The sequence below is a fragment of the Pedobacter cryotolerans genome, assembly GCF_005116475.1.
GTDB lineage: Bacteria > Bacteroidota > Bacteroidia > Sphingobacteriales > Sphingobacteriaceae > Pedobacter > Pedobacter cryotolerans.
The window spans coordinates 59,187-71,528 of record NZ_SWBO01000007.1 but is presented as its reverse complement, the minus strand read 5'-3'; the positions used below and the strand labels follow the sequence as shown (position 1 = coordinate 71,528).

Sequence of the window (12,342 nt, the reverse complement as noted above, 5' to 3'; positions counted from 1 at the left end):
AGCTGATAATTAAACAATCTCACAATTAAACAATACTTCAAAGTTTTTAAATTATGTTAACCATTAGAAAAACGAATGCTTACATCGGTTTTTTGCTTGTTGTAATCGCGATTACCATATCGCCAATAATAAAAGTACCAATTAAGGGCAACTGGATTTTATATCAAACTGATGATCGCTTATTTTTTATCAGTTTTGTTTTGGTAGCCTTAACAGGATTTTGTTTATACCTAAGAAGAGTAGCCGCATTTAGGATTTTTACTTATGTGCTATTTATTTGGAGTGTTTTAATGGCAGCTGCAGTGTTTTTTAAATCTAACAACTATTTCGGATCGAAGTTTTTTGATAAAGTTTTAGCTAAAACCATTCATTACCAATGGGGATGGATTGTTTTGTTGGTAGGTGTTTTATTATTGGTAACTTCTGTAAAAAAGATGCAGCTAACAGTTCCTACTTAAAACTTTAACTCTTTCCGACTTCCCGACTAAAAACTTTCGTATTATACTTAAAATTTCAACTCTGTTTGCCCTTTTTGCGCAACTTCTCTTTCATGTTGCAAAAGCCATTTTTTACGCCAAAGTTCGCCTGCATAGCCAACTAGTTTACCGTCACTACCAATTACCCGGTGACAAGGAACAACTACAGCTAAATTGTTTTTTCCGTTGGCTGCTGCAATAGCTCTAATAGCTAAGGGATGGTGTGCCGAAAACTTAGCGTAGGATAAAGTTTCGCCATATTGAATTTGCATTAAATTTTTCCAAACTTCTTGCTGAAATTCGGTTCCGTTCTGTGAAATAGGGAAGGAGAAGATAGTTAAATTGCCCGTAAAATAGGCCTCAATTTCTTTTGCCGCCAACTGGCTGATGTGATTTTCTGTTAATCCATCAACTTCTTTAGGATGGAAAGAAACCACATTAACCGCATTTTCATCAGCTAAAATAATTACATCGCCAATAGGGCTTTTAACTACACTACAAAATTTTTTCATTCAACATACAATATTACAACAATACAACAATTTATCAATACAACAATTTGGCAATAAAACTATCTTTGCGCCAATGCAATTAGCAAAACAGGTAAAACAACTCATCAGAAAAGAGATGCTATTAGAATGGCGCTCAAAATATGCACTTAATGGTGTATTGTTGTATGTTGTTTCTACCGTTTTTGTATGTTATTTGTCTTTCATTAGTATCGAGAAAATAACATGGAACGCTCTTTTTTGGATCATTATGCTCTTTGCTTCTATCAACGCTGTTGCCAAAAGTTTTTTACAGGAAAGTAAAGGTCGTCATTTATACATCTACACATTGGTTAGTCCAACGGCATTAATTATTGCTAAAACCATTTACAACAGTTTGTTGATGATTGGTTTAACGCTAATCGCTTTATTGTTTTACTGTTTGGTTTTTGAGTTTCCAGAAACTGGAGATTTGTTAATGTATATCATTGCAACCGTATTGGGTAGTTTAAGTTTTGCAACTATTTTTACAATGGTTTCGGCTATAGCATCTAAAGCTGGTAATGGGGGTATGTTAATGGCAGTTTTAAGCTTTCCCATTATTATTCCGGTATTAATATTATTAATTAAATTGGCTAAAAATGCAGTTGACGGTTTAGACAGAAGTGTAAGTTTAGATGATATTGGCATGGTTGCTATTGTAAATGTGTTGGTAATGGCGGTATCTTTGCTGCTGTTTCCATTTTTGTGGAGAGATTAAAACAAATGATTAAATGAGAGAATTATAGAATGACTGAATTATATTAAGTTGCCAACTTATTCAATCATTTAAAAATCAATCATTCAAAATTTTAAAGCATTATGAGTAAAAATTGGTGGAAAATTTTAGGTGCCGTATTAGTTATTTACACAACTGTTGCTGGCTTGTTGTTAGGTGTTCCACATCTTAATATTTTAAACGAAACCATCAGAAATTTGTATTTCCATGTACCTATGTGGTTTGCTATGATAGTTTTATTCTCTATCTCAGTGTTTTACAGTATAAAATCATTAAGTTCTAAAAGCGAAATTGACGATCTAAGAGCCGTTGAAAGCATAAACGTAGGTATCGTTTTTGGTGTTTTAGGTTTAGTAACTGGTGCAGTTTGGGCAAAATTTACTTGGGGGCAATATTGGAGTTTCGATCCAAAACAAAATTTTGCGGCAATTTCAATTCTTTTATATTTTGCTTATTTAGTGCTTCGCAATGCGATAGACGAAGAACAAAAAAGAGCAAAAATTTCAGCCATTTATAACATATTTGCTTTTCCGATGATGGTGGTTTTGTTATTTGTATTGCCACGTTTACAATCTTCTTTGCATCCTGGTAACGGCGGTAATCCAGGTTTTAATAGTTACGATTTAGATAGCCGTATGAGGGCTGTATTTTACCCAGCTTGCTTAGGATGGATCATTATTGGTTATTGGATTTATACCATCCGTTTCAGAATTAGAAGTATAGAAAATAAACAGCTTTAAATACATTACATCAGCCTCACTTTAATTAAACAAGCCGATAAACTTAAATTCATTACTATTAAAAATATACCGATGAAAAAAATTGCATTTACTTTATTGATGTTACTTACTACCTTAAACATATTTGCACAAGAAAATAATGTAGAAATGGCCGATGCTATGCGTAGTGACGGAAAAATCTATGTTGTAGTAGCTGTAATCCTGATAATTCTATTCGGCTTACTATTCTATTTATTCGCGTTAGATAGACGTTTAAAAATGTTAGAAAAAAAATCTTCTGCTAAAAACTAATTTTAAACCTCATAAGCCTAATCTTTTACCCATTTTGCTAAAGTGTTTATCTTACACTAAGCAAAATTTTACTTGCAATAGTGGTGTTTTTTAATGCAATTTTGCACCCGTAAAAGAAGAAAACTACAATTTATAAAACAAAAAATAATGGCTAATACAGCAAACCCTACAAGTTTCTTTCAAGATGTTTGTAAGAACTTTGATAGTGCCGCACAATTTACCAACCATCCCGAAGGTTTATTGGCTCAAATAAAAGCATGTAACAGTGTATATCGTTTTCAATTCCCTATTCGTAGGGGTAACGGTTTCGAAGTAATTGATGCTTGGCGTGTAGAACACTCACATCACATGAGCCCAACAAAAGGCGGTATTCGTTACAGCGAAATGGTTAACGAAGACGAAGTAATGGCACTTGCAGCTTTAATGACCTACAAATGTGCAATTGTAAACGTTCCTTTTGGTGGTGCTAAAGGTGGTATTTGTATCAATCCAAAAAATTATACAATTGCCGAGTTAGAAACAATTACTCGTCGCTACACCACAGAATTAATTAAAAAGAATTTCATTGGGCCTGGTATCGATGTTCCTGCTCCAGATTACGGTTCGGGTGAGCGTGAAATGAGCTGGATTGCAGATACTTACATGACCATGAACCCAGGTTCTTTAGATGCTTTAGGTTGTGTAACAGGTAAACCAATTGCTTTACATGGTATCCGTGGTCGTAAAGAAGCTACTGGTCGTGGTGTTGCTTATGCAGTACGCGAGTGTGTTTCTTTTGCCGAAGATATGGCTAAAGTTGGCTTAACCGCTGGTTTAGATGGTAAAAGAGTTATTGTGCAAGGCTTGGGTAACGTGGGTTATCATTCGGCTAAATTTTTGGCAGAATTCGGTGCTACTATTGTTGGTATTTGCGAATTTGAAGGTGCTATTTATAATTCAAATGGTTTAAATATCGATGAGGTTTTTGCTCACCGTAAAAATACTGGTTCAATTTTAGGCTTCCCTGGTGCAACCGACTTTAAAAATTCTATGGAAGGTTTAGAGCAAGATTGCGATATTTTAGTTCCTGCAGCTTTAGAAAATGTAATAACTGAAACAAACATTCGTAACATTAAAGCAAAAATTATTGCCGAAGGTGCAAACGGACCATGTACACCAGAAGCAGAAGAAATTTTTACGGCAATGGGCGGTATGATCATTCCTGATATGTACTGTAATGCTGGTGGTGTAACTGTTTCTTATTTCGAGTGGTTAAAAAATCTTTCTCACGTTGCTTTTGGCCGTATGGAAAGTCGCTATGCTGAGAACTCAAATGCCAACTTAATTAACACTTTAGAAAGTTTAACTGGTAAACAAATTCCTGCAGAAAATCGTTTAATGATTGTTAAAGGTGCCTCTGAAATGGAATTGGTAAACTCTGGCTTAGAAGATACCATGATCCATTCGTACAGAGAAATTAGAGCTACTTGGTTAGCCAAACCAGAAGTTAAAACGTTAAGAACTGCTGCTTTTGTAAATTCAATTGATAAAATTGCTGTTTCTTACATGAATTTAGGGATTTGGCCGTAGAAAATTGTCATCCTGAGCTTGTCGAAGGATAACGACCATAAACTTACGAAGTTTTATTAGTGCAGTTAATTAGAAACTTCGTAAGTTTTAACAAATCCTTGCAATTTTAAAGTTGCAGGGATTTTTTTTGAAAAGCAAGTTCAGTTTTTCATCTTAAAGTTAGCCCTGCTTTTCGTTTCAATCTTTTTTCTCATCAAACCTCGTAGGTTTTTAAAACCTACGAGGTTTAGAAAAAAGTATTTACACTTCAATCAGGTTTGTAAACTTAGGTTTTTGCTACTATGGGGTTTAATGCACTAGCCCAGGTTAAATAGCCTATCAGCCACGGCAGACAAGAATTGAAGCGGTATACTTTTTTGTCCTTGCTGATGCTCTTGCCCAATGTTATTTTGTTAAGAGTTGGTGGGGGCGCCAACCCCAGAGATTTCCAACGTTGGCGTCCCCGCTAATTTTTAAAAATCTTTAACCTAATCACATTGAGCTATTGCCAGGTGTAGTTAGGGTTGAAGAGCAAAAAGGATTAAACGGAATTTGAACTACAGATAATTCATCATTCTACCTCTGCGCTTCAAATAATTATCATTTTATGACAAACACACAAAAACAAAATACAACTAACTCCGTATATTGTAGTATGAAAATATTATTTGGATTTTTATTAACGCTGGTAGTGCTATCTTCTTGCAACAATGCCGAAGGAAGCAAAGGAGAAAAAGTTGCAGATTTGCCTAAAGCAAGCAAAGGCGAACAGACGGCTACTTTTGCAGGCGGTTGCTTTTGGGGTTTACAAGAAGGTTTTATTCAATTAAAAGGAGTAAAAAAATCTACAAGTGGCTATTCTGGCGGCTTCAAAAAAAATCCAACTTACGAAGAAGTAAGTGCGGAGAAAACTGGTCATGCAGAAGCGGTGCAAGTAATTTATGATCCAAGTGTGATAAGTTTTGACCAATTATTAGCAGTATTTTTTACCATGCATGATCCTACACAACTCAACCGCCAAGGCCCAGATTATGGAGAAAGCTACCGTTCTATAGCTTTTTACCGTACAGAAGACGAAAAAAACAAAATTGAACAAGCCATACAGAAATATAAAAATGCTGGTTTTGCTTCGCAGCCAGTGGTTACACAAGTTAAAAAATTCGAAGTTTTTTATCCAGCAGAAGCATATCATCAAAATTACTATAAGTTAAATCCAAATAGTTCTTATATCCAAAATGTATGTGGACCAAAAGTGCAAAAGTTGCGAAAAGCTTTTCCAGAGTTATTGAAAAAGGAGTATAAGTAGTTCATTCGTTCAATGGTTCATTAGTTATAGGTTCATTTGGTCAAGGTTTACCTTTGAACTTTACGCATATATATTCTCATTTCTTTATTATTAATAATTAGATAACGAAATACTGTATAGTTAATTTCTCTTATTATTGGTTGACTTAAATAGCTTTAATGATTTGGTTCTACCAATGAGCGAGTGAACAAATGAACTTTTTATGTCGAACTATCAATTAATTGTCACGTTACACTTTCCAAACATGCCAAATTGCCTTAGCTAGTATTGTTTTTTTATCTTTGTGGTCAAGGATTTTTCAATTCAAACCAAAATGAGAAAAAGTGCTATTATCGGTTTAATTACCATTGCAATTTGCATCGGGCTGTTGGTAAGCTTAAATGCAGAAACTGATTCGTATTCTAATTTTACTCAAGCAGCTGGCTCTGAAAAAGAAGAGCATGTGATAGGGCATTGGGAAAAAACAAAAGGAATGCATTATGATGCAGTTAAAGATCCTAACCATTTTGCTTTTTACATGAAAGATGAAAAAGGCAAAGTAAATAAAGTGGTGCTAAATGGCACCAAACCTCAAGATTTTGAGCGTTCTGAGAAATTGGTTATCATAGGCGAAATGAAAAATGACACCTTTTATGCTTCTAAAATATTAATGAAATGCCCTTCTAAATATAACGACAACATGGTTGAAGTTAATCAAGATGGAACAGTAACTCAAGTCAAAAAATCTTAATGGATATTCAATTTTACGGAGAAACACTCCTTCCGGGTAAAGTAGGGCAGTTTTTTATTGTTTTAGCTTTTGCAGCATCATTATTTTCAACAATCGCTTATTTTTTCGCGACTAAAAACAAAGATTTAGCAGATAAATCGTGGACGAATTTAGGTAGAATTGGTTTCTACGTTAATATTGTAAGTATTATTGGTATCGGTGCAACGCTTTTCTATTTAATCTTAAATCATTATTACGAATACAATTACGTTTATCAACACTCTTCTAAATCATTACCTGTATACTATATTATTTCTGCTTTTTGGGAAGGCCAAGAAGGAAGTTTTTGGTTATGGGCATTTTGGCAATCATTAATAGGTGCCATTTTAATTTGGAAAGCCAAAACTTGGGAAAATGGTGTAATGACTGTAATTGGTTTTTCTCAGCTGTTTTTAACTTCAATGCTTTTAGGTGTTGAAATATTTGGTCAAAGAGTGGGAAGTTCTCCATTCATCCTGTTAAGAGAGGCAAGAAATTTAAAAGAATTTGCACCAGTAGTTTTTGCTGATCCAGAAAACTACAAAAATTACTTAAAATTTATTACAGACGGTAAAGGTTTAAATCCATTATTGCAAAATTATTGGATGGTTATACATCCACCAACCTTGTTTTTAGGTTTTGCCAGCATGATTGTGCCTTTTGCTTATGCAATTGCTGCATTATGGGAAAGACGTTTTAAAGATTGGGTTAAACCAGTTTTACCTTGGGCATTATTTGCAGTAATGATTTTAGGTACAGGTATTATTATGGGTTCTTTTTGGGCTTACGAAGCGTTAAATTTTGGTGGTTTTTGGGCTTGGGATCCAGTAGAAAATGCTTCTATTATTCCTTGGTTAACATTAATTGCTGGTGTACACGTATTAATTGTTTTCAAAAACACTGGTCATGCTTATTTTACTGCAATTGCACTAATTTTAATTAGTTTCCTTTTAGTTCTTTATGCTTCATTCTTAACACGTAGTGGTATTTTAGGAGAAACCTCAGTACACTCATTTACAGATTTGGGCATGTTTGGCCATTTAATTGGTTACATTGTAGCATTTTTAGCAATCTCTGTATATTTTGTTGCCACAAGGTGGAAAAGTTTACCAATTACTACTAAAGATGAAGAAACTTATTCTCGTGAGTTTTGGATGTTTATTGGTGCTTTAGTGCTAACTGTAGCATGTATTCAAGTAATAGTAACCACTTCTTATCCAGTATTTAATAAAGTATTTGGTACTTCAAAAGTTTTACAAGACCCAATTCAATATTATAACAAATGGCAAGCAGTTTTTGCGGTATTTATTACCTTAATTTCTGGTTTTTCGCAGTTTTTAAAATACAAAAGAACCGAGCCACGTAAGTTTTACAGTAGCTTAGTGTCATCAGTTGTTTTTGCATTAGTACTTACCGGTGGTTTTGTTTGGCTAACAGGAGTTTATACAAACTTACTGTACATAATTTTAACATTTAGTTGTTTGTTTGCTGTTTTATCTAATGCTCGTTTATTAAGTGGAGCTTTTGGTAAAGCAAATAAAATGTTGGGTTCGTCAATTGCACACATCGGCTTTGCCATATTATTATTGGGAGCTCTAGTAGCTGCGGCAACAAGTAATACAATTTCAATTAACGAAACCAATTTTATTCCAGTTAAAGATTTTGAAAAAGCAGCAAAACCTGGTGAAAATATCATGCTGTACAAAAATGAGCCTAAAAAAATGGGCAAGTACACCATCACGTATTTAAGCGATACAACAGTTGCTCCAAATACCTATTACAAACTTAATTTTAAAGTTTTTGATGCTGCGGGTAAGGTAAAAGAAGATTTTGATTTAAATCCAAGTATTCAAGAAAACGGAGATATGGGTTTAATTGCATCACCTGATACCAAACACTATTTAACCTCTGATATTTATACTCACATTACTAGTGCAGCACAAAAGCAAGAAGAACATGGTGATCACGAAGGGCATACAGAAGAGGAGAATTACAAAGCGCCAAGAATATTAAGTGTAAAACCAGGTGATACCATACACACCAGCAGCGGAATTTTAACAGTTGGCCAATTGAACGCAAAACCAGTGGTTAAAGATTTAAAAATTGCTGAAGGTGATTTGGCAGTTGCTTTGCCTTTAGAAGTAAATGTGAGTGGTAAATTATACAAAGCCGAGCCTTTGTTTATGGTTAAAGGAAATAATACATTTGATTTTGCCAGAAAAATTGAGGAACTAGGTTTAAGGTTAAGATTTACTAAAATTATTCCTGAAGAGGGGAAATTTGAAATACAGGTTTATGAAAAACCACAACAAGCTAAAGATTGGTTGGTGTTTAAATCGATTGAGTTCCCTTACATCAACTTATATTGGGTAGGTACAATTGTGATGGTAGTAGGTTTTATAATTTCTATTTTTAGAAGAAAGAAAGAAGTTACCACATAAAATGAATGTTGTACTAATAGGATCAGGAAATGTTGCCACACATATTGCTAAAGCTTTAAATGCAGTAAATGTAAATATAGCGCAAGTTTGGTCTTATCATTATCAAAATGCATCGCTTTTAGCTAATGATGTTAGTGCAACTGCAATTAAAGAGCTTTCGGAGGTAGATTTTGATGCAGATGTATGTTTGATTGCTATTAAGGATGATGAAATTGTTAACATAGTAAATCAATTGAAATCATTTAAAGGTATCATCGCCCATACTTCTGGTTCAGTGAATTTAGCTGTGTTAGAAAATTCCGAAAATTTTGGAGTTTTTTATCCATTACAAACTTTTTCTAAAAATAAGCAGGTCGATTTTTCGACTATTCCACTTTGTTTAGAAGCCAATAACGAAGAAAGTTTAGCTGTTTTAAAAGAAATAGCCAATAAATTAAGCACAAATGTTTTAGAAGTAAATAGCGATAAACGAAAGATATTGCATTTGGCGGCAGTTTTTGCCTGTAATTTCACTAATCATTTGTACGCATTAGCGGATGATTTGTTAAAAGCAAATGATTTAGATTTCGATATCATTAGGCCATTAATTACCGAAACAGCAAGTAAAGTACAATATGCTTTACCTTTAACAGTACAAACCGGACCAGCGATTAGGCATGATGAGCAAACGCTCAAAAAGCATGAAGAGTTGCTAAATGATCATCAAGAATTGCTTGAGATCTATAAAATATTAAGTAATAGCATTAAAAAAACGAGATAATTATAAAATTGCCGTTTTAGCTAATACCTTTGCAAATAATTATGAGTATTTATAAATTAAAAATAAACTTCGAAGAAGCTGATAAAGCAACCATAGAATTGCCTATTGCGGCAGGAGAAGATGTTTTAGACATTTGTTTAGACAATGGTATAGAATTGCAGCATAATTGCGGTGGTGTATGTGGTTGTAGTACTTGCCATATATACATCAATAAGGGTATGGATAACCTTCAAGAAATTTCTGATAAAGAAGAAGATTTTATTGATAGAGCAGTTAGACCAAAAATTTCTTCGCGTTTGGCTTGCCAATGTGTAGTTTTAGATGGTGATATTGAAGTAACTATACCTGATCAGTCAGAATTTTTAGGACACTAGTCAGTTTCAGTTATTTGTCATCCTGAGCGCTTGCCCGCCAAAGGCTGGTAGTCGAAGGACATTAACATTACAACATTACAACCTTTCAACATTTGAACAACAATTATGAACAACGATAAATTTGCATTACCAATTTACTGGAACGATCACGAAGACATTGCGCAAGAGCTTTACGAAAAATTTGGCGATGAATTTGGTGAACCAAAAATATACCGCATCCGCTTTACAGAATTGTTAGAATGGGTATTAGAATTACCTAATTTTAAAGGAACTCGTGAAGAAAGTAACGAAGGCCATTTAGAGCAAATTCAATCTGCTTGGGTTTATGAGTGGAGAGATAACCAAGATTAAGTTAACAGTTTCTAGTTTACAGTTGTCACCCTTAGCGCTTGCCTGCCGAAGGCTGGTAGTCGAAGGGCTAACCTTTAAACATAACCCTATACATGTTCTTCGAAAAACTTAAAGAAATAACCACATTTATTTTTGATGTTGATGGTGTATTAACAGATGGAACTGTTATTGCATCAGAATCTGGAGATTTACTCCGTACATTCAACATCAAAGATGGTTATGCTTTACAGTTAGCTTTAAAGAAAGGTTATAAAATTTGTATCATATCTGGCAGTGGAGGTGCGGCAACAACCAAACGTTTCGAAAATTTAGGTTTGCCTGATGTTTATTTAAAAGTAAGCGACAAAGTTGCTGTGTTTGAACAATACATGAAAGAAAATAACATTTCACCAGCACAGGTACTGTACATGGGCGATGATATGCCAGATTATTATGTGATGAAATTAGTTGGCTTAGCTACTTGCCCTAGTGATGCTATTGACGAAATTAAAGATATTTCACATTACATTTCTCCTAAAAAAGGAGGAGATTGTGCAGTAAGAGATGTGATAGAGAAAGTGTTGAAAGTTCAAAAAAACTGGTTTGATCTTAATCCAGATGCTGCTGAAGCCAGTAAATAATACAATTTTAATTCTTGCGGATATAGGTTTAAAAATGTTACAATTATTTTAAATTGTAAATTAAACTTTCTGATAAATTTATGCTCAAATAGGCATAAAACAACAACCATAAATCTCTTTTAACTGAGGTTTAAAACAAGAATCAAAATCAAAAAAAACATGAAAAAATTATTGATGATTTGCGGATTATTATTCGCAACAGTTGCATTTGCTAATGCACAACAAGGCGGTGGCAGAATGATGGCAGCACCAGAAGAAAGAGTTAAGCAATTAGATGAGAAGGTAAAATTAACCGACGATCAGAAAACTAAAGCTACTGCAGTTTACACAGCAGCGGCTGATGAAATGAAAAAGATGCGTGAAGAAATGCAAGGTGGCGGAGATAGACAAGCAATGATGGAAAAAATGCAGAAAATGAACGCAGAAACTGACACGAAATTAAATGCGATTTTTACTGCAGAGCAAAAAACAGCATACAAAGTTTGGCAAGATCAGGTGAAAGCAGATAGAGAGAAAATGATGAAAGAACGTCAAGCTGGCGGTCAATAATCAAAATAAATTTAAACAACAAAAGCGACTTTCGGGTCGCTTTTGTTGTTTTTGAGATTTCGTCATTCCCGCGAAGGCGGGAATCGTAAAGCAATAAAAAAGAATGCATATAAGTAATGTTTTACGCTTTACGATACCCAATCGAGTTGGGTAAGACGCACAATTTTTAATAACAAATATGATTTTGTTATTTTAGCTTAAAATTTAATAAGCTTTGTCAAAGTTATTTGATATTCGCTATAACTTTGACAAAGCTAAACGCACCATTAAATATGTATAAACAAAACTCACCCATTATTTTAGCCTCTAAATCACCTCGTAGACAAGAATTAATGCAATTGATGGGGTTAGATTTCACGATTGAACTAAAAGAAGTTGACGAAAGTTTTCCGACTGATTTATCACCATCAGAAATTGCAGTTTATATATCAGAAAAAAAGGCTAAGGCATTTGAGGCAAAAGATAACCACATTGTGATAACTGCTGATACGATTGTAGCTTTGAATGGCGAGATATTAGGTAAACCTGAAGATAAAGCTCATGCTCAAGAAATGCTAACTAAACTTTCTGGAAGTGTACACGAGGTTTATACTGGTGTTACTCTAGTTAAAAATAATCAAATTACCTCATTTTATGATTTAACTGAAGTTACTTGTAGAACCGTTACAGCAGAAGAAATTGATTATTACATTGATAACTTCAAGCCATTTGATAAAGCTGGAAGTTATGGTATACAAGATTGGTGGGGTTTGGCTGTTGTAACTGCTATGAAAGGTTCATACACCAATGTAATGGGTTTACCAACAGAGAAGTTGTATAAAGCTTTGCAAGAGTTAAGATAGATTTAATTTATCTAGTTTAACGTTGTTTTG

Annotated in this window: 15 protein-coding genes; 14 read left to right on the top strand and 1 reads right to left on the bottom strand. The window is 34.0% G+C overall.

Features of this window, described 5'->3' with window-relative positions; translation table 11 throughout:
• The first annotated feature begins 53 nt into the window (after positions 1-53).
• Positions 54-458: a hypothetical protein gene (locus FA045_RS12760; RefSeq protein WP_136877474.1), complete on the top strand. Its 405-nt coding sequence runs from the start codon at positions 54-56 to the stop codon at positions 456-458.
• A 47-nt stretch (positions 459-505) separates the two neighbouring features.
• Here FA045_RS12760 and FA045_RS12755 read toward each other — a convergent pair whose 3' ends face one another.
• Positions 506-988: a methylated-DNA--[protein]-cysteine S-methyltransferase gene (locus tag FA045_RS12755; RefSeq protein WP_136877473.1), complete on the bottom strand. Its 483-nt coding sequence runs from the start codon at positions 986-988 to the stop codon at positions 506-508.
• Positions 989-1,061: 73 nt separating this feature from the next.
• Between FA045_RS12755 and FA045_RS12750 the strand changes: the two genes are divergently transcribed.
• From FA045_RS12750 to FA045_RS12690, 13 genes are all read left to right on the top strand, one after another.
• Entirely contained in the window at positions 1,062-1,724 is a 663-nt protein-coding gene (locus tag FA045_RS12750; protein WP_136877472.1) for a heme exporter protein CcmB, read from the top strand.
• 101 nt (positions 1,725-1,825) lie between these two features.
• Positions 1,826-2,482, top strand: a complete 657-nt coding sequence (gene ccsA / locus FA045_RS12745) for a cytochrome c biogenesis protein CcsA (RefSeq protein WP_136877471.1) — start codon at positions 1,826-1,828, stop codon at positions 2,480-2,482.
• 72 nt (positions 2,483-2,554) lie between these two features.
• A complete protein-coding gene (locus FA045_RS12740; protein WP_136877470.1) occupies positions 2,555-2,773 on the top strand; it encodes a CcmD family protein in 219 nt (72 codons plus the stop codon).
• A gap of 147 nt (positions 2,774-2,920) precedes the next feature.
• Positions 2,921-4,342, top strand: a complete 1,422-nt coding sequence (locus tag FA045_RS12735) for a Glu/Leu/Phe/Val family dehydrogenase (RefSeq protein ID WP_136877469.1) — start codon at positions 2,921-2,923, stop codon at positions 4,340-4,342.
• Between the two features lie 634 nt (positions 4,343-4,976).
• A complete protein-coding gene (gene msrA, locus FA045_RS12730) occupies positions 4,977-5,627 on the top strand; it encodes a peptide-methionine (S)-S-oxide reductase MsrA (RefSeq protein WP_136877468.1) in 651 nt (216 codons plus the stop codon).
• A 313-nt stretch (positions 5,628-5,940) separates the two neighbouring features.
• Complete coding sequence (locus FA045_RS12725) at positions 5,941-6,357, top strand: cytochrome c maturation protein CcmE domain-containing protein (RefSeq protein WP_136877467.1); 417 nt, start codon at positions 5,941-5,943, stop codon at positions 6,355-6,357.
• Positions 6,357-8,816 (top strand): heme lyase CcmF/NrfE family subunit, encoded by a 2,460-nt coding sequence (locus FA045_RS12720; protein WP_136877466.1) that lies wholly within the window; start codon positions 6,357-6,359, stop codon positions 8,814-8,816. Before FA045_RS12725 ends, FA045_RS12720 begins: the two co-directional genes overlap by 1 nt.
• Before the next feature lies 1 nt (position 8,817).
• The gene (locus FA045_RS12715; RefSeq protein ID WP_136877465.1) at positions 8,818-9,576 is read left to right on the top strand and encodes a Rossmann-like and DUF2520 domain-containing protein; all 759 of its coding nucleotides are present in this window, start codon (positions 8,818-8,820) and stop codon (positions 9,574-9,576) included.
• A 41-nt stretch (positions 9,577-9,617) separates the two neighbouring features.
• Positions 9,618-9,950 (top strand): 2Fe-2S iron-sulfur cluster-binding protein, encoded by a 333-nt coding sequence (locus FA045_RS12710; protein ID WP_136877464.1) that lies wholly within the window; start codon positions 9,618-9,620, stop codon positions 9,948-9,950.
• Positions 9,951-10,055: 105 nt separating this feature from the next.
• Complete coding sequence (gene iscX / locus FA045_RS12705; RefSeq protein WP_136877463.1) at positions 10,056-10,301, top strand: Fe-S cluster assembly protein IscX; 246 nt, start codon at positions 10,056-10,058, stop codon at positions 10,299-10,301.
• Positions 10,302-10,393: 92 nt separating this feature from the next.
• A complete protein-coding gene (locus tag FA045_RS12700) occupies positions 10,394-10,921 on the top strand; it encodes a KdsC family phosphatase (RefSeq protein ID WP_136877462.1) in 528 nt (175 codons plus the stop codon).
• Between the two features lie 159 nt (positions 10,922-11,080).
• Positions 11,081-11,470 (top strand): hypothetical protein, encoded by a 390-nt coding sequence (locus FA045_RS12695; protein WP_136877461.1) that lies wholly within the window; start codon positions 11,081-11,083, stop codon positions 11,468-11,470.
• A 272-nt stretch (positions 11,471-11,742) separates the two neighbouring features.
• Positions 11,743-12,312, top strand: coding sequence for a Maf family protein (locus tag FA045_RS12690; protein ID WP_136877460.1), 570 nt, complete (start codon positions 11,743-11,745; stop codon positions 12,310-12,312).
• Positions 12,313-12,342: the final 30 nt, after the last annotated feature.